Annotated in this window: 26 protein-coding genes; 12 read left to right on the forward strand and 14 right to left on the reverse strand. The window is 62.6% G+C overall.

Annotated features, from left to right (window positions below; translation table 11 throughout):
* Nucleotides 1–1,293, reverse strand: coding sequence for a M18 family aminopeptidase (locus ACSW29_RS16975; RefSeq protein WP_448277792.1), 1,293 nt, complete (start codon nucleotides 1,291–1,293; stop codon nucleotides 1–3).
* 88 nt (nucleotides 1,294–1,381) lie between these two features.
* Nucleotides 1,382–1,735 (reverse strand): VOC family protein, encoded by a 354-nt coding sequence (locus ACSW29_RS16980; RefSeq protein WP_317825596.1) that lies wholly within the window; start codon nucleotides 1,733–1,735, stop codon nucleotides 1,382–1,384.
* Between the two features lie 68 nt (nucleotides 1,736–1,803).
* Here ACSW29_RS16980 and ACSW29_RS16985 point away from each other — a divergent pair, with 68 nt between their 5' ends.
* Nucleotides 1,804–2,409: a hypothetical protein gene (locus ACSW29_RS16985; protein ID WP_448277793.1), complete on the forward strand. Its 606-nt coding sequence runs from the start codon at nucleotides 1,804–1,806 to the stop codon at nucleotides 2,407–2,409.
* Nucleotides 2,410–2,421: 12 nt separating this feature from the next.
* Here ACSW29_RS16985 and ACSW29_RS16990 read toward each other — a convergent pair whose 3' ends face one another.
* From ACSW29_RS16990 to ACSW29_RS17000, 3 genes are all read right to left on the reverse strand, one after another.
* The gene (locus ACSW29_RS16990; RefSeq protein WP_448277794.1) at nucleotides 2,422–3,066 is read right to left on the reverse strand and encodes a CatB-related O-acetyltransferase; all 645 of its coding nucleotides are present in this window, start codon (nucleotides 3,064–3,066) and stop codon (nucleotides 2,422–2,424) included.
* Between the two features lie 94 nt (nucleotides 3,067–3,160).
* A complete protein-coding gene (locus tag ACSW29_RS16995; RefSeq protein WP_448277795.1) occupies nucleotides 3,161–4,390 on the reverse strand; it encodes an acyl-CoA dehydrogenase family protein in 1,230 nt (409 codons plus the stop codon).
* A gap of 91 nt (nucleotides 4,391–4,481) precedes the next feature.
* A complete protein-coding gene (locus ACSW29_RS17000) occupies nucleotides 4,482–5,783 on the reverse strand; it encodes an alpha/beta hydrolase (RefSeq protein WP_317825599.1) in 1,302 nt (433 codons plus the stop codon).
* A 69-nt stretch (nucleotides 5,784–5,852) separates the two neighbouring features.
* Here ACSW29_RS17000 and ACSW29_RS17005 point away from each other — a divergent pair, with 69 nt between their 5' ends.
* Nucleotides 5,853–6,464: a phosphoribosylanthranilate isomerase gene (locus tag ACSW29_RS17005; protein ID WP_448277796.1), complete on the forward strand. Its 612-nt coding sequence runs from the start codon at nucleotides 5,853–5,855 to the stop codon at nucleotides 6,462–6,464.
* Here ACSW29_RS17005 and ACSW29_RS17010 read toward each other — a convergent pair.
* Entirely contained in the window at nucleotides 6,452–7,363 is a 912-nt protein-coding gene (locus tag ACSW29_RS17010) for a hypothetical protein (protein ID WP_448277797.1), read from the reverse strand. The two genes, ACSW29_RS17005 and ACSW29_RS17010, sit on opposite strands and share 13 nt — an antisense overlap.
* Before the next feature lie 235 nt (nucleotides 7,364–7,598).
* Between ACSW29_RS17010 and ACSW29_RS17015 the strand changes: the two genes are divergently transcribed.
* The gene (locus ACSW29_RS17015) at nucleotides 7,599–8,372 is read left to right on the forward strand and encodes an SDR family oxidoreductase (protein ID WP_448277798.1); all 774 of its coding nucleotides are present in this window, start codon (nucleotides 7,599–7,601) and stop codon (nucleotides 8,370–8,372) included.
* Nucleotides 8,373–8,403: 31 nt separating this feature from the next.
* Here ACSW29_RS17015 and ACSW29_RS17020 read toward each other — a convergent pair whose 3' ends face one another.
* The gene (locus tag ACSW29_RS17020; protein WP_448277799.1) at nucleotides 8,404–8,835 is read right to left on the reverse strand and encodes a nuclear transport factor 2 family protein; all 432 of its coding nucleotides are present in this window, start codon (nucleotides 8,833–8,835) and stop codon (nucleotides 8,404–8,406) included.
* On the reverse strand, nucleotides 8,832–9,755 hold the full coding sequence (locus ACSW29_RS17025; protein ID WP_448277800.1) for an alpha/beta fold hydrolase: 924 nt from the start codon (nucleotides 9,753–9,755) through the stop codon (nucleotides 8,832–8,834). The genes ACSW29_RS17020 and ACSW29_RS17025 overlap by 4 nt, the downstream gene beginning before the upstream one ends.
* 111 nt (nucleotides 9,756–9,866) lie before the next feature.
* Between ACSW29_RS17025 and ACSW29_RS17030 the strand changes: the two genes are divergently transcribed.
* Complete coding sequence (locus ACSW29_RS17030) at nucleotides 9,867–10,868, forward strand: NADP-dependent oxidoreductase (RefSeq protein WP_347874608.1); 1,002 nt, start codon at nucleotides 9,867–9,869, stop codon at nucleotides 10,866–10,868.
* Between the two features lie 54 nt (nucleotides 10,869–10,922).
* Here the strand turns inward: ACSW29_RS17030 and ACSW29_RS17035 are convergent, their stop codons facing one another.
* Together ACSW29_RS17035 and ACSW29_RS17040 are read right to left on the reverse strand one after the other, a co-directional pair.
* Nucleotides 10,923–12,071: a CaiB/BaiF CoA transferase family protein gene (locus tag ACSW29_RS17035; RefSeq protein ID WP_448277801.1), complete on the reverse strand. Its 1,149-nt coding sequence runs from the start codon at nucleotides 12,069–12,071 to the stop codon at nucleotides 10,923–10,925.
* Nucleotides 12,068–13,240, reverse strand: coding sequence for an acyl-CoA dehydrogenase family protein (locus ACSW29_RS17040; RefSeq protein ID WP_347874610.1), 1,173 nt, complete (start codon nucleotides 13,238–13,240; stop codon nucleotides 12,068–12,070). Before ACSW29_RS17040 ends, ACSW29_RS17035 begins: the two co-directional genes overlap by 4 nt.
* Nucleotides 13,241–13,388: 148 nt before the next feature.
* Here ACSW29_RS17040 and ACSW29_RS17045 point away from each other — a divergent pair, with 148 nt between their 5' ends.
* Nucleotides 13,389–14,459 (forward strand): LacI family DNA-binding transcriptional regulator, encoded by a 1,071-nt coding sequence (locus ACSW29_RS17045; protein ID WP_448277802.1) that lies wholly within the window; start codon nucleotides 13,389–13,391, stop codon nucleotides 14,457–14,459.
* Nucleotides 14,460–14,463: 4 nt separating this feature from the next.
* Here the strand turns inward: ACSW29_RS17045 and ACSW29_RS17050 are convergent, their stop codons facing one another.
* From ACSW29_RS17050 to ACSW29_RS17060, 3 genes are read right to left on the reverse strand one after another with little or no spacing between them, the layout of a single operon-like run.
* A complete protein-coding gene (locus tag ACSW29_RS17050; protein ID WP_378542803.1) occupies nucleotides 14,464–15,015 on the reverse strand; it encodes an SRPBCC family protein in 552 nt (183 codons plus the stop codon).
* A gap of 43 nt (nucleotides 15,016–15,058) precedes the next feature.
* The gene (locus ACSW29_RS17055; protein ID WP_448277803.1) at nucleotides 15,059–15,724 is read right to left on the reverse strand and encodes an alpha/beta hydrolase family protein; all 666 of its coding nucleotides are present in this window, start codon (nucleotides 15,722–15,724) and stop codon (nucleotides 15,059–15,061) included.
* A complete protein-coding gene (locus ACSW29_RS17060) occupies nucleotides 15,721–16,485 on the reverse strand; it encodes an MBL fold metallo-hydrolase (RefSeq protein ID WP_448277804.1) in 765 nt (254 codons plus the stop codon). The genes ACSW29_RS17055 and ACSW29_RS17060 overlap by 4 nt, the downstream gene beginning before the upstream one ends.
* Before the next feature lie 19 nt (nucleotides 16,486–16,504).
* Here ACSW29_RS17060 and ACSW29_RS17065 point away from each other — a divergent pair, with 19 nt between their 5' ends.
* Entirely contained in the window at nucleotides 16,505–17,596 is a 1,092-nt protein-coding gene (locus ACSW29_RS17065) for an alpha/beta hydrolase (protein WP_347874615.1), read from the forward strand.
* On the opposite strand, the gene ACSW29_RS17070 is transcribed toward ACSW29_RS17065, so the two are convergent.
* Nucleotides 17,582–18,172 (reverse strand): TetR/AcrR family transcriptional regulator, encoded by a 591-nt coding sequence (locus ACSW29_RS17070; RefSeq protein ID WP_317825612.1) that lies wholly within the window; start codon nucleotides 18,170–18,172, stop codon nucleotides 17,582–17,584. The genes ACSW29_RS17065 and ACSW29_RS17070 overlap by 15 nt on opposite strands.
* A gap of 130 nt (nucleotides 18,173–18,302) precedes the next feature.
* On the opposite strand from ACSW29_RS17070, the gene ACSW29_RS17075 reads away from it, so the two are divergent.
* The 6 genes from ACSW29_RS17075 (at nucleotide 18,303) to ACSW29_RS17100 (ending at nucleotide 22,955) form a co-directional block, all read left to right on the forward strand.
* Nucleotides 18,303–19,307 (forward strand): patatin-like phospholipase family protein, encoded by a 1,005-nt coding sequence (locus ACSW29_RS17075; protein WP_448277805.1) that lies wholly within the window; start codon nucleotides 18,303–18,305, stop codon nucleotides 19,305–19,307.
* Nucleotides 19,308–19,320: 13 nt separating this feature from the next.
* A complete protein-coding gene (locus ACSW29_RS17080; protein ID WP_448277806.1) occupies nucleotides 19,321–20,853 on the forward strand; it encodes a flavin-containing monooxygenase in 1,533 nt (510 codons plus the stop codon).
* A complete protein-coding gene (locus ACSW29_RS17085) occupies nucleotides 20,850–21,728 on the forward strand; it encodes an SDR family oxidoreductase (protein WP_317825615.1) in 879 nt (292 codons plus the stop codon). Before ACSW29_RS17080 ends, ACSW29_RS17085 begins: the two co-directional genes overlap by 4 nt.
* 19 nt (nucleotides 21,729–21,747) lie before the next feature.
* On the forward strand, nucleotides 21,748–22,266 hold the full coding sequence (locus tag ACSW29_RS17090; protein ID WP_448278165.1) for a GNAT family N-acetyltransferase: 519 nt from the start codon (nucleotides 21,748–21,750) through the stop codon (nucleotides 22,264–22,266).
* A gap of 90 nt (nucleotides 22,267–22,356) precedes the next feature.
* A complete protein-coding gene (locus ACSW29_RS17095; RefSeq protein ID WP_230814708.1) occupies nucleotides 22,357–22,767 on the forward strand; it encodes a hypothetical protein in 411 nt (136 codons plus the stop codon).
* Entirely contained in the window at nucleotides 22,767–22,955 is a 189-nt protein-coding gene (locus tag ACSW29_RS17100) for a helix-turn-helix transcriptional regulator (RefSeq protein WP_230814709.1), read from the forward strand. The genes ACSW29_RS17095 and ACSW29_RS17100 overlap by 1 nt, the downstream gene beginning before the upstream one ends.
* Nucleotides 22,956–22,964: the final 9 nt, after the last annotated feature.

Below are 22,964 nucleotides of genomic sequence, written 5' to 3' on the forward strand. Positions count from 1 at the left end.
CTAACTACGCGGCGTGAGGAAGGCACCAAGCGCGTCGGCATACATGCGGACATCTGCCGCCCCCATCAGCTCGCGCGCCGAGTGCATGGCGAGCTGAGGCGCGCCCACATCTACGGTGGACAGTCCGGTGCGTGATGCCGTGATCGGTCCGATGGTGGAGCCGCACGGCAGATCGGCGCGGTGGACGTAGCGCTGCATGGGCACTCCTGCCTGATCGCACGCCAGCGCGAATTCGCCTGCACCGGCTGCGTCGGTGGCGTATCGCAGGTTCTGGTTCACCTTGAGTACCGGCCCACCGTTGATCTCGATCCGATGAGCGGGCTCATGGCGGTCCGGGTAGTTGGGGTGCGTCGCGTGAGCCATATCGCCCGACGCGCACACCGAGCCCGCCATCGCCTGCAGGAATTCTTCGCGGCCACCACCGCGCCCCAACACGATCCGTTCGAGCACGGTGTTCAGCAGATCTGAGAAAGCTCCACGGTCGGACATGCTGCCGACCTCTTCATGATCGAAGAGTGCGAGCACCGGGACCTGCTGACCGGGCGACTCGACTGCGGCCAGAAGTGCTTGTGTCCCTGCATAACACGTGCCCTGATTGTCCAGCCGAGGGGCGCTGACCAATTCCTTGTCCACCCCCACGACTGAGCTGGGCGCAAGATCGTGTGTCATCAATTCCCAGCCGAGAACCGACGACGCGGCTACACCCGCACGCTCGGCGACAAATCCGATGAACGACTTGGGTTTCGAACCCACGCCCCAGATTCCGTTGACGTGCCGCTGCGGATCCAGAGTCACGCCCTTGCGATCTTCGGACAGGTGGATAGCCAGCTGCGGAACACGCAGAATCGGGTCGTCGATGCGAACCAGCTTCTGCTCCACAGTGTTTCCCACCCGGACACTCAAACGGCCGGAGATACCGAGATCGCGGTCGAGCCAGGAGTTCAGCCACGTACCGCCATACGGTTCGAGGCCCACCATCTGCCACCCGGCCGAAGTGAGGTCGGGATGCTGTTTGACCCGCAGATTCGGGCTGTCGGTGTGACCTCCGACGATCCGGAACGGAGCGGTGTTTCCCACGCCCTCGGTGCTCCAGGCAATCAGCGAACCACCCCGCACGAGGAAGTACCGTCCGGGCTCGGCGGGCCACGACTGCGTTTCGTGGACTTCGACGAACCCACCGGCCGTCAGCTCGGTCGCCACCGTCGCGCACACATGGAACGGTGACGGTGACGAATCGACGAAGCTGCACAGGCCGTCTGCGTCGGCCCCGGTCCGAGGAGTCTGAGAAGTCATGCCCCTCATCATGCCCGAATCGGTGTCCGCGAAATCAGTGGGCACGAAATCAGTGGGCACGAATCGGGTGAGCTCAGAACCTGTCAGCTCAGGCGTGAGGACCGGACACGCAGAACTGGTTCCCATCAGGATCGAGGAGCGTCACCCAACGGAAACCGTCCATGTTCTCGCGGTGGTGCTCGGTTGCTCCGGCCTCGACGAGCCGCGCCACCTCGGCGTCGAGATCCGGACTCCCCAGATCGAGATGGATGCGATTCTTCCCTGCCGTGGGATCCGAGACCTTCTGGAAAGCGAAGTTGGTGGCGCTGTCAGGGACCGCGACGATGTAGAACCAACCGTCGTTCTCCTCGACGATGTTTCCGCCCAACTGCGCTGCCCACCACGTTGCAAGCGGACCGGGATCGAGACTGTCGAAGGTGATCATGCCGAGTGTGAGAGTCATGCGCACAAGCTAATGCAAGCCACCGACAAAAGACTCGCAATCTCGGGCCGAGATGAGACGATCCTCGAATGCGACTCACGACGCTTCGCAACCGCGTTGCAGAACCACTCTTCGCCGTTTTCTTCACGACCGGATTGCTGTTGAGCTGCCTCGGAGTGCTCGCCTGGCGATTTGCCACGACATCTATGCGAACAGAACATATCGGCATCCAACCTCCGCCTCCGCCGCCGGCGGAGGACGGCAAGACCGGATACATGTGGGTTGTCGAAGGCTACAGCTACGTCGACGCCCCTCATTGGTTCCCCGCAACTGCGTGGTTCCTGATTGTCGGAACGGCTGTCGCCATTGCCGTGTCGGCGATACTGAACGCGACGGGATGGCACCTGTCCCGCGACGCAGGTGGGCGAAGATTTGTTCTTCCGCTTGCACTTTCGATCTTCGGAGCGGCCTACGGACTTGCGGTCGCCGTTGTCGGAAAAATCTGGCCGCCCACCTTCTATTCGGTGGTCCTTCCTGAACCTCGTGACCCGCAGAACCCTTACCCGGCATCGGCCATCATCCACTTCGACCTCGAACCGAACTTGATCACCTTCACCGCAACCGGTCTTGCCGTCGGCCTTCTCACGGCCGCCCTGCTTTATGTCCGGGACTACTCGCTCATACGAACGAACTAGCGGGCGAGGAGATCACTCGACCGATTCGAGTTCCGCGACACTCCCGTCCGAGATCACCCGGACGTGGCGGGTGATCTTCTCGATCGGCCAGTCCCACCACGCAATTCGCACCAACTTCTCGATGTCTTCAGCACTGAAGCGGCGCTTGATCTCCGTTGCCGGGTTGCCGCCGACAATTGCGTAGTCCGGGACGTCGCGCGTCACGACGGCGCCAGTGGACACGATCACCCCGTGACCGATCCGAACACCGGGCATGACTGTCACATTCCCACCGAACCACACGTCGTTCCCGACGACGGTGTCACCGCGCGACGGCAGATCCTGCACCAAATCCATGTGCCTGGCCCAATCGCCGCCCATGATCGGGAACGGGTAGGTGGAGACACCGTTCATACGATGATTTGCGCCGTTCATGATGAAGGTGACGCCGGTTGCCAGCGCGCAGAACTTTCCGATCACCAGTTTGTCGGGACCGTAGTGGTGCAACACGTTTCGAGTCTCGAATTCTTCGGCGAACTCCGGATCGTCGTAGTAGGTGTACTCCCCTACCTCGATCAACGGGTTGTCGATCAACGGCCTCAGCAACACCACTCGCGGTTGCCCGGCCATTGGATGAACAAGGCCGGGATCCGGCGCAGTGAAATCTGACGCGTCCATTACCAACTCCGATCCGTCGGCGCGGTGTCGCCGACCGCAGCAAGACTATCTGGTTCCTGCTGCGGTCGACCGACACGCGAAAACGTGCCGGTCGTCAGCCCAGAAGCCCCTTGGCAATATGGGTGACCTGAATTTCGTTGCTGCCTGCATAGATCATGAGCGACTTGGCATCACGCGCCAACTGCTCGACTCGGTACTCGGCCATGTAGCCGTTTCCACCGAACAGTTGCACGGCTTCCATCGCGACCTCGGTCGCTGCGCGCGAGGAGTACAGCTTCATCGCCGACGCCTCCGCCAGGCTCACCTTGTCGCCGGCCGCGGTGCGTTCAATCGCGTTGAAGACCATGTTCTGCACGTTGATTCGAGCGACTTCCATCTCGGCCAGCTTGAGCTGGATGAGCTGGAACTGCCCGATCTCACGTCCCCACAGTTTGCGGGACTTCGCGTATTCGATACTCAGACGGTGACATTCGTTGATGATGCCGAGCGAGAGGGACGCGATGCCGATGCGTTCGGCGGCGAAGCTCTCCTTGGCGCTGGACTTTCCGTCCGACTTTCCGCTGTCCTCGGTCTCGCCGAGCAGTCGATCCTTGGTGATGCGGACGTTGTCGAAGAACAGCTCACCGGTGGGTGAGGAGTTCATGCCCATCTTCTTGAACGGCGGGCTCTGTGTGAGCCCCTCCATGCCCTTGTCGAGGACGAAGGCGAGCACCTTGCGATCACGACGGTCGACCGACGCGTCCCCCTCGTCGAGCTTTGCGTAGACGATCATCACGTCGGCGTACGGACCGTTGGTGATGAAGGTCTTGTTGCCGTTGAGAATGTAGTCGTCGCCATCGCGGCGCACGTAGGACTTCATTCCGCCGAAGGCATCCGAGCCCGAATCCGGTTCGGTGATCGCCCAGGCGCCGACGGTTTCGAATGTCACCAAGCCGGGAAGCCAGCGTTCCTTCTGCGCGAGTGTGCCGCGGCTGCGGATGGTTCCGGCGGCCAATCCGAGGCTGACGCCCAACGACGCGACGAGACCGAGGCTGACTCCGGCCAATTCACTGTTGAGCACAACGCCCATACTGCCTGCGCCGCTGAAAGCGCTCGACTTCTCACCGTCACTGGAGGGTGCATCGCCGCGCTCACGTGCCAGCGACTTCTCGAGACCCTCGCGTGCCATGTCGGCCAGACCGAAGGTCGAGTACAGCTTGCGGATGATGTCGAACGGCGGCAGCGCACCACTTTCGAGCTCGTCGACGTGAGGTCGCACCTCTTTGTCGATAAAGCCCCGCAAGGCGTCGCGGAACATCAGGTCGGTGTCGGACCACTCGTACATGTGCCTGAACTCCAGTCGGTGAACGATCGAGAGACTGCCGAACGGCAGTCACACACCGAATATAGAACACGTTCCAAAACCGGAACAGGATTCAGCTGATCAGTCCCATTCGCTGCGAGATCCACGCCAGTTCCTGTTCGACGCCCGCGGACCACACCGAAAAGCTGTGACCACCGGGAAGCTCGAGATACCTGGCGTCCATTCCGGCCGCTTTGGCCGCTTCGTACACCTTCTGCTGGCCGGGCTTGAACTCGTTGTCATCTGTTCCGACGACAAACACTCCGCCCGAGTTCGGAAACTTGCGGGTCGCCAGCAGGTCCATCGGATTCACCTTCACGAATGCTGCTTCGTCGCCGCCGAATATCTCGTCGACGGTTCGCTGTCGGTCACCGAGCGAAGGCTCCAACTGACCGGACAGATCGAGGAAGGTCGGGTACACCTCGGGGTAATTGGTCGCCATCTGCAGTGAGCAGGTGCCACCGTAGGAGAGCCCGCCGATTGCCCACGCTCGCGGACTCGTGTCGATCTGGAACGCATTCGCCACCGCAGCGGGCAAGTCCTTTGCCAGATACGTGCCGACCTTGCCCTGTGACGAGTCGGTGCACAGCGGATTGGCCATCTGCGACCCTGTTCCATCGGCTATCACGACGACCGGAGCGAGCCCGGCGTGATCGCGCGCGAAAGAATCCATTGTCGCGGTCAGCTTTCCGCCTTGGAGCCAGTCCTCGGGCTTGCCAGGCTGACCTGCCATGAGCACGAGCACGGGAAGAAGCGGGCGCGGATTGGTGAAGTACGACGGCGGCAGATACACCTGGGCGTCGCGCGCGGAGAATCCTGAAATCGTTCCGGGTACAGGCAAAGTCGTGACTCGTCCGCGAATCGGCATGCCCTCCGGCGCTTTCCACACCGTGTCGGTGGGGTCGCCGGTGACAACAGGATCCGTCGGACCGGGAACTTCACTGAGTGAGATGCGGTCGAAATCGTCGTGTCCGAACGCAATTCCCACAGTCGGATACGCGGCGAAAACCAGATTGATCTGCGTCGCGGCGGTGACGATGACCAGTACGGTCGCAATCACGGACAGCACCGCCTTCGCGACGGTTCCGCCCGCCTTGATTCGCGGCCCGAGAAGTAGCAGCGCGTAGATACCGAGACCGATCCACACGTAAATCGACATCTCGATGGGATCGGGGAACGGCACGATCACCTTTTCGACGGTGATCCACACGGCGATCATGATCACCAGTGCGATCAGCCCCGCGATCGGCACCGCTCTGCGGTAGTACCAACGCACGTTCGAACCGAGCAGCCACACACCACCCAGAACCCCAAGGACAGTCAGGATCACCGGCAGCGGTCCCGAGATCAAACTGATTCGGTAGAGCCAGTCCACGTCAAGCCTCTCGCACGTAGAAATGTCGCACGCACGAGGCTAGACGACGACACTAGTACTCTGTATCAGGTGACATTCATCAAGGTCTGTGGCCTACGCGACGTTGACACGGTCGACCTCACGGTGGGACTGGGCGTCGACGCCATCGGTTTCGTCTTCGCCGAGAGCGTCCGCAAAGTCGACCCCGCTCTCGCAGTCGAGCTACTCGCACGAGTCCCCGCTCACGTCCGGGCAATCGGAGTCTTTCTCGGTAACCCGATCGATCAGATCCTCGAGATCGCCGAGGTCACCGGGCTTCGCACCGTGCAGATTCACGATCTTGTCGACGCCGAGCAAGTGCAGCAACTGCACGATGCCGGCCTCACCGTCATCCGCGCGGTCGTCTCCAGCAACGTCCGCGACGGTTACAACCTCGACCTCGGTGAGGACGAGCTCTTGATCGACGGCGCGGACGCCGGATCCGGGGTGCCGTGGAACTGGGCCCAACAGCAATCGCGCCCGCAAGGTCAATGGATCCTGGCGGGCGGACTGTCCCCGGACAATGTTCGTGACGCATTGGATGCCACCGGAGCCTGGGGCGTCGACGTCTCCAGCGGCGTTGAATCGTCCCGCGGTGTCAAGGACCACGCTTTGATCGAGAAGTTCGTGAGCGCTGTCCGGCAGACCGATCACTCGAAATAGGACGCGTAGTCACTGAAAGCGACTTGGCCGGTGGGACTCGCCTTCACAGCGTCGGCAACGGCAGGCGGAATGGGAACCCAGTGTGCAGGCATCGCTGCCGCCAGTGCGGGCTTCAAGATGTAGAGCAGAGCGAAGTTCACTATCCAGAGCGGCGGCGCCATCGACATGCCGACTTCCGAACTCACATCGCCTTTGGTGTTTGTCACCAGCTGCGCTTCTCCCGAAATCTGTTGCGCTGCAAATCCGTAGACTGCCTGCACCGTGTATGCCGACTGATAGAGCGCAATCAGAGTGTGCGTCGCACCGTTGTTGCGCAACCAGGTGCCCACAAAACCACCAGGGGCGATCAGCGTATTCACCTGTCGAGTCGGCGCATCCGCGTTGGCCGGACTCTCCAGCAACCCGTCGGGATTCACGTACAACCCGTAACTGGCCAGAACCGACGGCGTAGTGCCGGAATAGAGGGGCCGCCCGTTCGTATTGGTGAGAATCCGGGCACACTCGTCGATCACCTCGGCATCCTCGAGATTGCCCCCGACCCCACCGCCGGTGATGAGGTCGCGATACTGCTCCTCGGTCAAAGCGTCGGCTGGCTCGAGTCCGATCTGCGCGGCAATCTCTTCCGCAATCTGCTGACCGATTGGCTGGTTGAGTTGATCCGGAGTAGTCATCTGCGTGGGCGCGACGCTCTCGTAGCCAGACGCCCCAGCGAAGGGGATCACGAACCCGGTATCGACTGTGTCCGCAACGGGTTGAGCGCCGGCCATCTGGGTGGTGGCACACGAAAGTACGCACGCCCCAACCAAAGCCAGCACCGAGACGGTCCCGCGATGAGACCGTGCTCCACGTCTACAGCCCTCGTTTGAGAAAGCCTTGCCTGCAATTCCCTTGCCGCGCATAGGTCAACCTCCCGGGACGCAGTCGGGCGAATCAACTCGAGCTTGTATCTCAGTCAAACGCTGTGACCAGCGCCGTGTCAAGACACCTGCCGGGTCGAAGGGCCGACGACGCCCGCTCGCCCGCTACAGTGGTCTTTCCGACCAAGGTGGCCTCACCCGCGGTAGACCGCTCGAGTTGTGCGCGTCAGTTGCCGGAAGCCCCGCGTCGGTTACAGGAAGTCTCGGGAGGCGAGCAGTGTCTGACAAGCGCGGGACCGTATTGATCACCGGTGTCGGTCGGAGCAAGTCGATCGGAGCGAGCCTCGCATTGGGCCTTGCCGAGGATGGTTGGGATCTGGCTATCGGCTACTGGGAGCCTTACGACCAACGCGTCGGGTTCGGGCGCGGAGCGCACGATCCGCAAGACATTGCCGAGAAGTGTCGCGCACTCGGAAGCCGTGTCGACCTGGTTCCCGGAGATCTGGCCTCGCCGGATGTGGCCGATCAGCTCGTTGACGCTGCCGCAGCGCGGAACGACCTCCGTGGGCTGGTGCTCTCACATTGCGAAAGCGTCGACAGCTCGATCCTCGATACCACCGTCGAGAGCTGGGAACGACATTTCGCCGTCAACGCTCGCGCCTCCTGGCTGCTGATCAAAGCGTTCGCTGAACGGCTTCCGGAACAGCGCGACGTCAGTCAGGTGGCCGGGCGGATCATCGCACTCACCAGCGACCATGCGGCCCACAATCTTCCGTACGGGGCAAGCAAGGGTGCTCTCGACCGCATCGTCATCGCCGCCGCAGTCGAACTCGGGTCACGTGGCGTAAGAGCAAACGTCATCAACCCAGGACCGATCGACACAGGGTGGATGACACCGGAGATCAGACAGGCCGCCACCCTCCAGACTCCTGCCGGCCGGCTGGGTACACCCGGCGACACTGCAGACCTCGTTCGATTTCTGATGTCCGACGCCGGAGGCTGGATAACGGGACAACTCCTTCACTCCAACGGCGGATTCAGCACGAGTTGAGCAGGCAGACTCGGCCCGCGCCAGACTCAGGTCAGGCCTTGTAAGTCGGTAACGTCTGCCCGAGCCTGCGGCCCATCTCGGCAGCCAATGCGGCGAGCCCGCTGGCCGGACGCACCATGACCTCGAAATCGACGATCTTGCCGTCCTCGTCGAATTCGACCATGTCGATTCCCTTGAGGCTCTTGTCGCCGATGTTCGCACTGAATTCGAGAACGACCTGCCGGCCGTCGGCTCCGGCGAACTGACGGTGGTACTCGAAATTCTCGAACACCTGGATCACCGTATTGAGAATGAGCACAACGGCATCCGCGGACTGGTACGGCTTGAATCCGGTGGGCGATCGGAACTGCGCGTCAGGCGCGACGATGGTCGGTAGCGCCGACAGATCACCGGTCTCGATCATGTTGTGCCACAGCTTCAGTGCAGCTTCGACTTTCGGTTCAAGCGTCAATTCCGTGCTCATGCTTCTGCCCTTTCCTCGAAGTTACCTGCCACTTGATTTACTGGCACTTGATTTGTGACGGCCCACGCACTCAACACAGTTCGCACCCCGGTCACGAGTTGCAACGGCTGATCGATCATGACGTGATGTCCGGCTTCGGGAATCTCCGCCACGATGGCCTCCGGTCCGAACAATCCGCGCATGTGCTCCATGAGCCGGTCGGACACAATTCCGTTCTCGGCCCGGAAATACGCTACGCGGCAACGTGGTTCGCTGCCCATAACATCCTCGGCGCCAACACGAAGAAAGAAGTTCGGATCGAATTTCCACGACCAACCACCCTCGACTTCCTCCATCGACGTGGCCGCCACATGATCACGCACTGCGGGTACCCCCGAGTCCTGCGGCGGGACGAAGCGGAATCGGTCCATCGCATCTTCTCTGGAGGAGTAAACCTTCTTGGGGCCGAACGCATTCTGGCGTCGAGCTGCCTCTTCTTCGGGCGTACGCGCCTTGAGTGGAGAATCGATGATGACAACGCCGTCCAACAACTCGCCGTGCAGATGTGAGGCCACGAAAGCAACAATCCCACCCATGCTGTGCCCCACCAGAATCGGCTTGCCGTCGATTCCCCCGGCCTCAGCCGCCGCCAGCACCTCGCGAGCCCACTGGGACATCGCGTAGGCGTCGCGAGTGTCACTGTCGCCGTGCCCCGTCAAGTCGAGAGCGACAACGCGGCATCCCTCGGAGAACTGCGGCGCGATGTGATCCCACCAGCGACTGTGGGCTGCGCCGCCGTGAATCAGCACGATTCCCGGCCCCGCCGACCCCCAAGCCCGAAAGTGCACCGAAGCGCCCTCGACCTCCACCGACCCCGTCTCGACCGGCGCTTCCAGCGCCCGAGTGAACCAACCAGGCGCGTCTTCGACCACATTGCTCATCGATCGAACATACATAGTCGCCAATCGGTTCATCCAACTCTTCCCAGTTCGTGATCCATCACCTATATTGAATCCGGCCTCAAGTTCAATTCGTTTCGCCGAAGGGGAGAGATGACCAACCGCCAAGTACGCCTCGCCGCCCGCCCGACAGGACTTCCCGACGCTTCCACCTGGGAATATGTCGACGCCGAGATCCCGTCCGCCGGACCGGGCGAGTTTGTCGTCAAGGTCGAATACCTCTCCCTCGACCCCGCGATGCGCGGTTGGCTCAACGACGTCAAGTCGTACGTTCCCCCGGTCAAGCTCGGTTCCGTCATGCGCGCCCACGGCGTCGGACGCATCACCGAGTCGCAACACCCCGATTACCAGGTCGGTGACATCGTCGCCGGATCGTTCGGCGCTTCCGAATACGGTGTTTCCGATGGCAACGATGTCACGCGGGTCGACGAATCGATCGCTCCCCTACCGACTTGGCTCGGTGCTCTCGGATTCCCCGGCGTCACCGCATATTTCGGACTGCTCGACGTCGGAAAGCTGAAGGACGGTGACACCGTCGTAGTATCCGGCGCGGCAGGCGCCGTTGGCAGCCTCGTCGGCCAGATCGCAAAGATCCACGGCTGCAAGGTCATCGGCATCGCTGGTGGTCCGGAGAAGTGCGCGTGGCTCACCGAAGACCTCGGCTTCGATGTCGCCATCGACTACAAGAACGAATCCGTCTACAAGGCGCTCAAGTCCAATGCTCCCGACGGTATCGACGTGTACTTCGACAACGTCGGCGGAGAAATTCTCGACGCCGCGCTCTCCCGTTTGCGTCTCGGCGCTCGGGTGGTCATCTGCGGCGCCATCGCGGGCTACAACGCCACCGAACCTCAGCCCGGCCCCGCGCACTACCTGTCACTTCTCGTCAACCGGGCCACGATGGCCGGCTTCGTGGTCTTCGACTACCTCGATCGCTATGCAGAAGCGCAGGAGCAGATCGGAAAGTGGATCAAGAGTGGCGAATTGACGGCCCGCGAACATGTCGTCGACGGGGGTATCGACGCATTCGGCGACAGCCTCAATCTTCTCTTTGCCGGTGCGAACACCGGAAAGCTGGTCCTGAAGGTCAGCTGAGTCAGCCATACACGCAGATCGGCCACCGGTATTCCGGTGGCCGATTCGCTTGGGTCAACTGACTCCGGAGGGAGTGGGAACGCTGTCCTCACCCAACCGCGGCGGGGCCGACCGATAGGTTGCCGGCGTGCCGCTCATCCGAATCGGATTGGCTACCTGCCGAGTCGGTGCATCGCGACGAGGATCGTCGATGGTCACCACCGGATCGAGATCCAGCCGCTCCGCCAGCGCTATCGCGTCGGCGATGTCGTTGAGAGGCCCACACGGAACACCTCGCTCGGTCAGTGCCTCGAACCACGAGTCTGCAGTGCCCTTGGCCAATGCAGCAGTGACGGCGTCGAACAGTTCTTCTCGATGCGCAACCCTGTCACTGTTGGACGCGAAACGCGAATCAGCGGCAAGTTCGGGAACTCCGAGAACCTCTGTCAAAGAACCGAATTGCCGATCATTGCCGACAGCGAGGACCAGCGGGCGGTCCGCGGTGTCGAACACCTCGTAGGGCGCGATGCTCGGATGTCGGTTGCCCATTGCCTGGGGCACCACGCCCGCGGCAACGTAGCCGGACGACTGGTTGGCCAGTGCGGACAGCAACGAGGACAACAGATTGACCTCGACGTGCTGCCCTTCGCCCGTTCGATCGCGGTGGCGCAGCGCTGCAAGGATTCCCACGCTGGCATGCAAGCCGGTGATGACGTCGACCACCGCGACACCGACCTTGGTGGGAGTCTTGGAATCGGGACCCGTGATACTCATCAATCCGCCGACCGCCTGAATCAACAGGTCGTACCCCGGCAGAGAATTGTTGCCACCGAAGCCGCTGATCGAGCAGTAGACCGCACGCGGATTCATTTCTCGGACAGCGTCGTAGCCCAGCCCCAGACGGTCCATCGTTCCCGGCAGGAAGTTCTGCACCACGACGTCCGCACTGCGAACCAGCTCGCGTGCACTCTCCAGATCCGCGCGCTCGCGCAGGTCCAGAGTGACCGACTTCTTGTTGCGGTTCACCGACAAGAAGTAGCTCGACTCGTCCCCCACCCACGGCGGGCCCCAGCTGCGAGTATCGTCGCCGACACCCGGCCGCTCGATCTTGACGACCTCCGCGCCGAGATCGGCAAGAATCATCGTGGCGTACGGGCCGGCGAGGACGCGGCCGAAATCCGCGATCACCAACCCGTCGAGCGCTCCGACAGCGTCTACCGTCACCGGAACGCTTCTTCACCGGTGAGAGCGCGACCGATCACCAGCTGGTGAACCTCGGAGGTGCCCTCGTAGGTGAGAACGGATTCGAGGTTGTTGGCGTGCCGAATCACGGGGTATTCGAGCGTGATGCCGTTGGCACCCAGGATGGTTCGGCACTCACGGGCGATCTTGATGGCTTCGCGGACGTTGTTGAGCTTGCCGGTGCTGACCTGCTCGGGACGAACCGTCCCAGCATCCTTGAGACGTCCGAGGTGGATTGCGAGCAACTGACCCTTGCCCAATTCGACTGCCATGTCAGCGATCTTGGCCTGAGTGATCTGGTACGCGGCGAGCGACTTGTCGAAGACCTTGCGATCACGCGCGTACGAGATCGCGGTCTCGAGGCAGTCACGTGCTGCACCCATCGCTCCGAAGATGATCCCGAAGCGGGCCTCGTTGAGGCAGCCGAGCGGGCCGGAAAGTCCGCGAGCCTTGGGCAGCATCGCCGAGGCAGGCAGACGCACGTCCTCGAGCACCAGTTCCGACGTGACCGACGCCCGCAGCGACATCTTGTTCTTGATCTCGGGGGCGGAGAATCCCGGAGTGTCGGTGGGAACGACAAATCCGCGCACTCCGTCGTCGGTGCGCGCCCAGACCACGGCGACGTCCGCGATGGAGCCGTTGGTGATCCACATCTTGGTGCCGTTGAGGATCCAGTCGTCACCGTCGCGCTTGGCGTTGGTTCGCATGCCGCCGGGGTTGGATCCGAAATCGGGTTCCGTGAGACCGAAGCAACCGATGGCTTCACCGGCCGCCATCCGCGGGAGCCACTCTTCCTTCTGCTCTTCACTTCCGTTGTGGTGAATCGCGAACATGGCGAGCGAACCCTGGACCGAGACGAGGCTGCGAATGCCCGAATCGACAGCTTCCAGTTCCTGGCAGGCCAACCCGTACGCCGTCGCGCTCATCCCGGCACAGCCGTAGCCTTCGAGGTGCATGCCCAGTACGCCGAGCTCGCCCAGCTCCTTGGCCAGCTCACGAGCCGGCAATGCTGCCGCCTCGAACCATTCGCCGATGTGCGGGCGGATGCGATCGTCGACCATCTTGCGGACCGTGTCGCGTATCGCGATCTCCTCGGCGTCCAGCAGGGTGTCGATGGCAAAAAGCTCGGACAGGGACTGCGGCGTGTTCACGGGGCCTCCAGTGTTCTCGGGCGCAATCCTTTGCGAGAACGATTGCGCAATCGTTTGCATCGCCTAGACTAGAGCCCGGTTACACACCCGTCAATCCCCGAACAGCCGGCCGACACAGAACCGACGCACACCAGGAGCCCCGACGCAGATGACGCCCGATCCGTCGACCCGCAGCAACGGCCGTCCGCCGACGCTGCGCGAAATCGCCGACCAGGCCGGGGTCCACATCTCGACGGCGTCGCGGGTCCTCCGTCAGCCCGAGCCCGCCGATGGTTGGTCCGACTCCGCGCTCCGAGTTCGTCAGGTCGCCGAGGAGCTTGGTTACCAACCGAACCTGTGGGCGGCCAGCCTGCGTACCCGAAAGACCACCACCATCGGCGTCGTGATGCCGAGGCTGACGGACGTCGTGGTGGCCACCATGTTCCAGGGCATCGAGGAGGCTGCCACCGCGGAGGGTTACTCGGTCCTGCTCTCCAGCCCACCTGACGATCTGGACGCGCAGCGCAAAGCAGTCGAGTTCCTGGTCAGCCGCCAGGTCGACGGGCTCATGCTGAGCAGCATCCACCTGCCGGGTACCGATTTTGTCGACTCACTCCCCCTGCGCTCGCTACCGATCTTGCTGCTGAACCGGCACATCGACCCGGCGACGTCGTCCGCGAACCGAAGCCTGCCATTTGTCAGCGGCGACGACCGCCTCGGCGGCTACCTCGCGGGAAGGCATTTACTGGATTGCGGCTATCGCGATCTCGGTGTGATCGCCGGACCGGATCACGCCAGCACTTCACGTGAACGCGTCGCAGGTTTCCGCGACGCCCTGGCCGAAGCGGGCTTGGAACTACCGCCGAACCGAATAGTGGCGTCCGAGTTCGAAGTTCAAGGGGGTGTCGATGCGGCGGCAATACTGCTCGGTGGGGATTCACGGCCCGACGCCGTCTTCACGGTGAGCGACACCATCGCGATCGGCGTACTCGGTGTGGCCCGCGATCTCGGGTTGAGCATTCCGGACGATCTTGCACTGGTCGGCTACAACGACATCCCGGTTGTCTCCCAACTCCCGGTGCCACTGACGACGGTGAGGTCCCCCGCCCGCAAGATCGGCGCGACGGGGCTCGAACACCTGCTCGCATTGATCGCCGGCAGGAACGTCGAATCCGTGAAGCTTCCCGTCGAACTGATCGTGCGAGCCTCCACCAGAACGCCCGCCGCCCGAGAACTCTGAGCAGCTACCAGACCTGAGATTCGTCGATACCCAACCGTCGCGCGTAGCCGGAGTTGAGCGCGTCCCAGCCGTACTCGCGTGCCCGTTCACCCACGATCGGACCGAAGGGCTCACCCGCGAGAAGGGCATCGAGTACGTCGAAGCACAAATGCCACCCCGCAGCGAGCGCCGACGCCATCCCCTCAGCCCGCGACCTCTGCGTCAGCACGACTCGGGTACCGCCTTCGACCGGGGTCAGGTCCCACACCAATTCGTCCGGGCCCCACTCGTGTTCGAGACGCCGGGTGGTCTCCACGACGTGAACACTGACCGGCAACGACATTTCGGGGGCGCCGTCCTCGGTGAGCATGGTGATCACGGCGTCGCCCGTGCGGCTCAGATTCCGATCGGCGGTGTACGGCGTCCATTGCGCCAACATCTCCGGGTCGGTGATCGCCTCCCACACCTTCTCGACCGGATACGGCAGCACCCGGGGAAAGCTGACGACTGTGTCGTCGCCGTCGACGCTCACCGTGACGTCGGACAGGGCACTGGGCTGATACTGCTGGGCACTCATGCTTCGATCTCACCAGGAACCACCGACACGGGCAACCGGCGCGTCAATGTCCGAGCGTGAACAGTTCTGTTGCTGCGGCGACTGCCTGTTCGACCACCGGGAATTTCACCACGGACAAGTCGTGTCGAGCCCCCTCGAACTCCACCAATCGCGTCGGTGCTGGAATCAGCGCAAGTGCAGCCCGAATCTCCTCCGTGGTCGCGAACTCGTCCTTCGATCCGTGGACGACAACGGTCGGTGTGTTCAACTCGGGAAGGTGTTCCGTTCTGAGCTTCTCGGGCTTCTTCGGTGGATGCAGTGGGTAGGACAGCAGAACGAGTCCGTCGACGAGTCCTGGGTTCTCCGACGCCAGCATCGACGCTTGCCGCCCGCCGTACGAATGTCCGCCGAGCAGAACAGGTCCGGGCACCGAGTAGTCCGCGTGAACAGCGGCAATCACCTCGGCAATGCCCGCGCGATCCTCCGCAGCGCGCGAGGGATGTGGCGGGCCTGAAGCTCGACGCACCCGAAACGCGAGATCGAATCGGAGAACTTGCACTCCCGCCACGGCAAAGCCGTCCGCAACAGCACGCAACAGCACAGTGTCGCAGTTACTTCCGGCGCCGTGAGTCAGTGCAAGCGTGGCGACGGGCGACGCGAAGGACACAGAATCAGGCCGATGCAGGAAACCGTGCACTGCACCTTCGTCGACCGTTTCGACAGTAGTCATGGACGCATCCTTGTCCGGCCGGCTCGGGCCTGTTCGACTGCGGCAGCCAGGCTGCCTTCGTAGACCGGACCGTGTCCGGGAAACAGCACGCCGGCAGGTGCAGCGGCGATCTTGTCCAACGCCTGGTCCGTCGCTTCACGGTCATGATTGAAAGGGCACACCAGAAATTGTGGTCCGGCGACGCTCGACGTCGCGTGTCCGGTCACCAAAGCGTCACCCGACGCGACGACGCCTGCGTCGGGGACCAGGTAAGCGCTGTGGCCGTCGGTGTGCCCGTGAGTGGGGATCGGCACGATACGGCCTGGGATATCCAGCGCGCCACCGGACGCAAAGGCCTGTGCGTGAGGCAGTTCCGCTCCTTTCAACGCGCCCGCTCCGATCACGTCGCGAAGCCACTTCGGAGCACCTCGCCGCCACAACAGCAACGGAGCTTTCGCCGGCGACAACTGCTGCAGATACTCCCGCTTCGCGTGGGGCACCTCCAACGGATCCATCAGGACCGGAACCTCGAGCCGAGTCACGATGTCCGCGATTCCGCCGATGTGATCAACGTGCGCGTGAGTGACGAGGATTGCCCGAACATCCCCGAGCTGGTGACCGATCTGCTCGATCGAGCGTTCGACGTCGGCCCCGTTGGCCGGGTATCCGCCGTCGATCAGCGTCAGATCGGACCCCTCTTCGACCAGTACCCAATTGGCGTGACCGCACCGAACCAGGTGTGTGTTCTCGATCTGCGTGATCGACAGTGCCGCAGTAGTCATGCTTGGTAGTGTGCGCCACGTGTCGGAATCCGTGAAGCAGGCCAGCAGCCGCAGCATTCGAGATCGCGCCGAAGCATCTTTGGTGGCAGCCGCATTCGCGCTGCCCAGCGCGGTGAAACGCCGAATCACCGGTCCACCCGTCGTCATCGAGGGCAACACGCTCGACGCCGACGCACACCTGCTGCTCACGCTCGCGAAGACGCGGCCACTACCGTCGCATACAACCGATTCCCAGTCACTCGCCGCTGCTCGCGCCAATCTCACCCGAACGGCGATCATGATGGGCGGTCGGCCCGCACCGGTCCACACCGAAGAGATTTCCGTGTCGGGCGCCGACGGCCCACTTCGAGCTCGGCTCTATGTTCCGAGCGCCGACACCGGCGCTCTACTCGTCTACTTCCACGGCGGCGGCTGGGTGCAGGGCGGCATCGAATCCCACGATGCTCCGTGCCGCCTGTTGGCCGAGACTTCCGGCGCACGGGTCGTCTCGGTCGACTACCGGCTCGCGCCCGAATTCGCTTTCCCCACACCGGTACACGACGCCTACGCCGCCTACCTCGACATCGTCGACCGCGCCGAAGAGTTCGGTGCAGACCCGAGGCGCATCGCTGTCGGCGGCGACAGCGCGGGTGGGCACCTGTCGGCAACGGTGGCGCTGCGTGCCCGCGACGACGGCAAGACCCCTCCGGCAGCACAACTGTTGATCTATCCCGCGACCGACTTTCACGAGAAGGCGCCGTCGAGAACGACGTTCGGTGGAGGCTTCTTCCTGACCGAGGCCAACATGAACTTCTACGAGTCCAGCTTCCTCGGCAGCGATGCCGATCGACTCGACCCGATGGTGTCGCCGCTACGCGCCCCCGATGTGGCCGGACTGCCACCAGCCATCGTGATCACGGCGGGATTCGATCCACTCCGGGACGAAGGCGAAGCCTACGCAGCTCGATTGCGCGACAACGGTGTTCACGTGACGGATCGACGCTATCCCGGATTCATCCACGGCTTCGTCAATGTTCTGGGACCGAGCGCCGGTTCACGCGCCGCTGTCGCCGAGATCGGCGGAATGCTGCGAGTACTCCTTGCCCGCCCAACAGTTTCACCCACCCAGTAATATTTCGCGCACCGTATCCACCAACGGATCGACGGGAAGCTCTGGGCTGATCGCACGCTGAAGACCCAAACCGATTCCGACGCTGAGCATTCGAAGGGCCGCCGCATTCGGGTCCATTGTCGGCGTCACATTGTTGGATTCGGTGAGGTGCTGCACCATTCCGGCGATCAGTCCGCGCACTTGGTCGGCACCCGCCGCGATTTTCGCTCGAATGTCCTCGCTGTGCCGTGACCGGACCGAGAACTCGACCTCGAGCAGAGTCCACCTCTGGTCCCCGATCGTCCGCTCGGCCCATCGCGCGAACTCGGCCACCGCGTCGTCGAGCGTCGACTTCGCTCCGAGCTGGGCGGTGATCTCACCGACCTTGGTCAACCTGATTCGGCCGAGCACTTCAGCGCACAACTCGTCTTTGTTCTTGAAGTTCGAGTACACCGCACCCTTGGAGTAGCCGGCATCCTCGGCGATCTGATCGAGTGACGCGGCGGCGTACCCGCGATCGAGAAAATGCTCGACGGCCGTCGCCAACAAGGTTTCGCGGGTCAACGCCTGCGCTTCCTGCCTGGTCAATCGTGCCATCGGAACCTCCTAGTGGTTCTGAGTATCGAGATTCCAACGGTAGCCGAATACCGGGAGCGGCCCGCGGGCGCACTCCGGAAAACCATATTTGGGGTACCCACGTTATTCAGATACTGATAGTCTCCGAAATATGACTTCAGAAGTGACCGGCACCACCGCGACCGGGTTCAGGCGAAACAGCGCGCCGAAACGCGGCTTGGCAATCGGATGCGGCGGCACTCTCGGCTTCGCCTGGACCGTTGCCGCGCTCGCCTCGGTTCGGGAGGCACTCGACTGGGATCCCCGCGAAGCCACCGCAATCATCGGCACGTCCGCCGGAGCCGAGTTCGTGACGATGCTCGGCAGCGGAGTCGGAGTCGACGAGCTGGTCGCCATGCAACTCGGTGATCCCGCGGCCCGCCCCGAACTCCTCGCCCACATCGCGTCGGCACCCGGAAAAATCCCACCACTACCGAGCTTGGGGATCGGCAATCCACGACTGGTGGCGCGTCGAGATCTTCCGGTTCTGAGCCGGATGAGCGGCATAGCACCGCTTGGTGGCGGTGACCCGTCCTGGCTCACCGCGCTCGCCGCATCACTTGCCCCTGGCGATTCGTGGCTCCCACATCCGAACGCGTACATGGTATCCATGGACTACAGAACGGGGCGGCGGGTCGCATTCGGGGCACAGGGGGCTCCGAAAGCGACCGTCGGTGAAGCACTTCGAGCGTCCTGGGCGATTCCCGGCTGGTTCCCACCTGTCACCATCGACAGCGTCAGGTACATCGACGGCGGCGCGGCATCCACGGCTTCAGTAGACCTCCTGCTCCCCCTCGAGCTGGACGAGCTGGTCGTACTGGCGCCCATGGCATCTCGAACGCTGAAGCCAGCGCGCGGTGCTGCCCGCATCGAACGCCGGGCCCTGCGCAACTCCATGTCCAAGGGCCTCGACCGCGAGATCGAGCTGGTTCGCGCTGCCGGCACCAAGGTCCTGCGTATCGATGCCACCGATGACGATCTCGCCGTCATGGGCGCCAACTTCATGGACGGCCGACGGCGGCTCGCCACCTTCGAATCATCCCTGCGCACAACACGTGCGAGCGTCAAGCGTGAACTCGATGCGCACCCGTTCGACACCACCCATTCCCACCAGTGAAAGCGCAGACTCAGTGAACAACGAACCTGACCACTTCGAGGTCGTGATCATCGGCGGCGGGATCTCCGGAATCGGCGCAGCCATTCATCTGCAGCGCCTCGGGATCGAAAATTTCGTCCTGCTCGAAAAGGCCGATTCGCTCGGTGGAACCTGGCGCGCCAACACCTATCCCGGTTGTGCCTGCGATGTTCCGTCCGGCCTGTACTCGTATTCCTTTGCCGCCAATCCGGATTGGACGCGTTTGTTCGCGGAGCAGCCGGAGATCCGCGAGTACATCGACGATACGGCCCTCCGCCACGGCATCGACAAGCATGTTCGCTTCGGGGTCGAAATGCTCTCCTCACAGTGGGATGCGTCGCAATCCCTTTGGAAGATAACAACTTCCAGTGGCGAACTCACTGCTCGTTTCGTGATCGCGGCCACGGGTCCGTGGAACGAACCCTTGACACCGGCAATCCCCGGACTGGAAGCGTTCGAGGGCGAGGTGTTTCATTCCTCGCAGTGGAATCACGACTACGACTTGACCGGAAAACGGGTCGCTGTCGTGGGTACCGGCGCTTCGGCAGTCCAGTTCGTTCCGCGCATCGTCTCCGAAGTCTCCACACTTCACCTCTACCAGCGAACCGCTCAATGGGTTCTCCCCAAACCCGACCACTACGTACCGCGGATCGAAAGGTCCGTCATGCGATTCGTACCGGGAGCACACAAAGCCCTGCGCAGCATCGAATACGGAATCATGGAAGCGCTCGGATTGGGATTTCGCAATCCGTGGATCCTGCGAATCGTGCAGAAACTCGGTTCGGCCCAGTTGCGCCTGCAGGTCCGTGATCCGAAGCTGCGCAAGGCGCTGACACCCGACTACACCCTCGGTTGCAAGCGACTGCTCATGTCGAATTCGTACTATCCGGCACTCGGCAAACCCAACGTCAGCGTCCATGCCAATGCAGTTGAAGAAATCCGCGGCAACACCGTGATCGGCGCCGACGGAGCGGAATCGGAGGTGGACGCCATCATCTTCGGAACGGGCTTTCACATCCTCGACATGCCCATCGCCTCCAAGGTTTTCGACGGAGAAGGTCGATCACTCGACGACCATTGGCAGGGAAGCCCGCAGGCGTACTTCGGTTCCGCCGTCAGCGGATTTCCCAACGCGTTCATTCTGCTGGGCCCGAGCCTCGGCACCGGGCACACGTCGGCGTTCATGATCTTGGAAGCCCAACTGAACTATGTGGCGCAGGCGATCGGCCACGCTCGTCGGCACGGCTGGCAAACCATCGACGTGCGGCCGGAAGTACAGGCAGCCTTCAACTCTCAGGTTCAGGAAGCACTGGGAACCACGGTCTACAACGCCGGTGGTTGCGAAAGCTATTTCTTCGACGTCAACGGCCGCAACAGTTTCAACTGGCCGTGGTCGTCCGGCGCCATGCGTCGACGCCTACGAGACTTCGATCCGTATGCCTACAACCACACGCTCTCCGACAACCCTTCGTCGGATACCACGCCCTCTGATCCCACCACCACCCTCGAACCGGAGTACACTGCATGAGCCTCTTCGGCACCACCTACCCGCCGATCGATCTCGACGGAGCAGTTGTTGTCATCTCCGGCGGCGGCCGCGGAATCGGCCGGGCCACAGCGGAGTTGTTCGCAACTCGCGGCGCACTCGTCTGCGTCGGCGATCTCGATGAGGAGACGGCCGTCGATACAGCCGCGTCCATCGGCGCACGGGCCCGCGGCTACGCACTGGACGTCACCTCGCGCGAATCCTGGGATGTGTTCATCTCCACAGTGATCGGCGAATTCGGTCACATCGACATTCTGGTCAACAATGCGGGAGTGATGCCGCTCGGCGGCTTCCTCGACGAGTCCGACGCCACCAGTCGAGTCACCCTCGACGTCAACGTCTGGGGGCCGATTCACGGGATGCGCGCAGTGCTGCCCGGCATGGTGGAACGACGACGGGGCCACGTCGTCAACATCGCATCCATGGCAGGCAAGCTCCCCGTGCCCGGAATGGCCGTGTACAACGCAAGCAAGTTCGGCGCGGTGGGTCTTTCGGCTTCTGCCCGTGTCGAATTCGCAGATTCCGGAGTCAGCGTCAGCGCCATCCTGCCCAGCGCCGTGCGCACCGGACTCTCCTCCGGTGTGCCACTCGGAAAGGGTATGCCGACCGTTGAACCCGAGGTCGTGGCCAAAGCCGTCGTCGACACCGTCACGCATCGACGAGCCGAAACTACGGTTCCGCGTTACCTTGCGGGCTGGGACCTCATCGACGCCGTGGTACCCGAATGGATGATCAATATCGGACGTCGGGTGATCGACGATCGCCGCGCACTGACATCGGTAGATCCGAACGGGCGTGCGGACTACGAAAAGCGAGTAGCACGTCAGGCCGAAAACGAGGAGCACGATCGGAGATGAAGCGGGTAGTTTCGTGGCCATGTACATCCGCCGCGAAACTTCTTCCGACCGTGACGCCGTCTACTCACTGCTCGGGGCGGCGTTTGCCGACCAGGCACCGCCCGGCGAGACTCCCTACGAGATCGAACTGACACGCCAACTCTTCGCCTCGGACGACTACTTGCCGAAGTTGTCCCTGGTCGCCGTAGCCGGCGGCGAGATCGTCGGTTTCGTGATCGGAACACGCGGATGGGTCGGTCAAGTAGAGGCGGTTGGTCTCGGGCCGTTGGCAGTCACGCCGGGCAACCAGCGCAGCGGCGTCGGTTCGGCCCTGATGCACGCCGCAATCGGTGCAGCCGACGCCCAGGACGTGCCACTGCTCGCGCTTCTCGGAAGCACCGACTACTACCCCCGGTTCGGATTCGTCACCAGCACCGACGTCGGAGTCGAGTCTCCGGAAGCCGAGTGGGGCGCTCACTTTCAGATCAGGACCCTCACCGCGTACCGGGCTGATCAGACAGGGAAGTTTTCCTACGCCGCGCCTTTCGGGATCGCTTGACCCTCAGCGCGATGTAAGAGTTCTTTGACATCAGGCATACGGAGACCTACGCTCAGGCATGTCAAAGAACTCTTACATCTGGGAGGCTTCATGAGCACCACTGCACGGTGGAGCCTGATCATCGGTATCGGCGCCGCAGCAACGCTGGCCTTCAGCTTTTTTGCAGCATTGACCGCCGACGACCGGAAGACGTTGGCCTTCATAGTCTTCGCTGTCGTCATGGCACCGGCTTGTATCGGGTCGGCGTGGGCCCTTTTTCCATCGGAGAACAACAAGGCCCCCGCCTACCCTGAGGACACTGTCGAAACCGAATGGAGTCGCAAGGCCGGCTTCGGTGCGTTCACCGACTTGATCACTGCTATGGGGATCGCACTGATCGCGCACAATGTCTTCGGCGCTCCCGAACTGCCGCTCGTAATGTTTACAGCCCTCGGGCTGGCCGACTTCGGAATCCGGTACTGGGCAGTGTCGAGGGACCGCACCCCCACTATCGAGATCTGATGCGCAACAACCTTCAAGAACTCCGGACGGCAGCCGGATTGTCACAGCAAGCGTGCGCCGACGCGCTCGGCATCACACGCCAGACCGTCATCTCTATCGAGAAGGGTCACTTCGACCCACGCCTGTCACTGGCGTTCCGAATCGCCGAATATTTCGACAAACGCGTCGACGACGTCTTCTCGAACTGACGGAAAATC

It is taken from the genome of Rhodococcus sp. GB-02, assembly GCF_053470465.1.

What these genes read in the sequence shown, in the direction of transcription:
- ACSW29_RS17085 (WP_317825615.1), top strand. Translation starts at nt 20,850, where the DNA reads ATGAGCCTCTTCGGCACCACCTACCCGCCGATCGATCTCGACGGAGCA.
- ACSW29_RS17025 (WP_448277800.1), bottom strand. Translation starts at nt 9,755, where the DNA reads ATGAGCAATGTGGTCGAAGACGCGCCTGGTTGGTTCACTCGGGCGCTG.
- ACSW29_RS17020 (WP_448277799.1), bottom strand. Translation starts at nt 8,835, where the DNA reads ATGAGCACGGAATTGACGCTTGAACCGAAAGTCGAAGCTGCACTGAAG.
- ACSW29_RS17070 (WP_317825612.1), bottom strand. Translation starts at nt 18,172, where the DNA reads ATGGCACGATTGACCAGGCAGGAAGCGCAGGCGTTGACCCGCGAAACC.
- ACSW29_RS17075 (WP_448277805.1), top strand. Translation starts at nt 18,303, where the DNA reads ATGACTTCAGAAGTGACCGGCACCACCGCGACCGGGTTCAGGCGAAAC.
- ACSW29_RS16990 (WP_448277794.1), bottom strand. Translation starts at nt 3,066, where the DNA reads ATGGACGCGTCAGATTTCACTGCGCCGGATCCCGGCCTTGTTCATCCA.
- ACSW29_RS16985 (WP_448277793.1), top strand. Translation starts at nt 1,804, where the DNA reads ATGCGACTCACGACGCTTCGCAACCGCGTTGCAGAACCACTCTTCGCC.
- ACSW29_RS17045 (WP_448277802.1), top strand. Translation starts at nt 13,389, where the DNA reads ATGACGCCCGATCCGTCGACCCGCAGCAACGGCCGTCCGCCGACGCTG.
- ACSW29_RS17100 (WP_230814709.1), top strand. Translation starts at nt 22,767, where the DNA reads ATGCGCAACAACCTTCAAGAACTCCGGACGGCAGCCGGATTGTCACAG.
- ACSW29_RS16975 (WP_448277792.1), bottom strand. Translation starts at nt 1,293, where the DNA reads ATGACTTCTCAGACTCCTCGGACCGGGGCCGACGCAGACGGCCTGTGC.
- ACSW29_RS17050 (WP_378542803.1), bottom strand. Translation starts at nt 15,015, where the DNA reads ATGAGTGCCCAGCAGTATCAGCCCAGTGCCCTGTCCGACGTCACGGTG.
- ACSW29_RS17060 (WP_448277804.1), bottom strand. Translation starts at nt 16,485, where the DNA reads ATGACTACTGCGGCACTGTCGATCACGCAGATCGAGAACACACACCTG.
- ACSW29_RS17030 (WP_347874608.1), top strand. Translation starts at nt 9,867, where the DNA reads ATGACCAACCGCCAAGTACGCCTCGCCGCCCGCCCGACAGGACTTCCC.
- ACSW29_RS17090 (WP_448278165.1), top strand. Translation starts at nt 21,748, where the DNA reads ATGTACATCCGCCGCGAAACTTCTTCCGACCGTGACGCCGTCTACTCA.
- ACSW29_RS16995 (WP_448277795.1), bottom strand. Translation starts at nt 4,390, where the DNA reads ATGTACGAGTGGTCCGACACCGACCTGATGTTCCGCGACGCCTTGCGG.
- ACSW29_RS17095 (WP_230814708.1), top strand. Translation starts at nt 22,357, where the DNA reads ATGAGCACCACTGCACGGTGGAGCCTGATCATCGGTATCGGCGCCGCA.
- ACSW29_RS17055 (WP_448277803.1), bottom strand. Translation starts at nt 15,724, where the DNA reads ATGACTACTGTCGAAACGGTCGACGAAGGTGCAGTGCACGGTTTCCTG.
- ACSW29_RS16980 (WP_317825596.1), bottom strand. Translation starts at nt 1,735, where the DNA reads ATGACTCTCACACTCGGCATGATCACCTTCGACAGTCTCGATCCCGGT.
- ACSW29_RS17010 (WP_448277797.1), bottom strand. Translation starts at nt 7,363, where the DNA reads ATGCGCGGCAAGGGAATTGCAGGCAAGGCTTTCTCAAACGAGGGCTGT.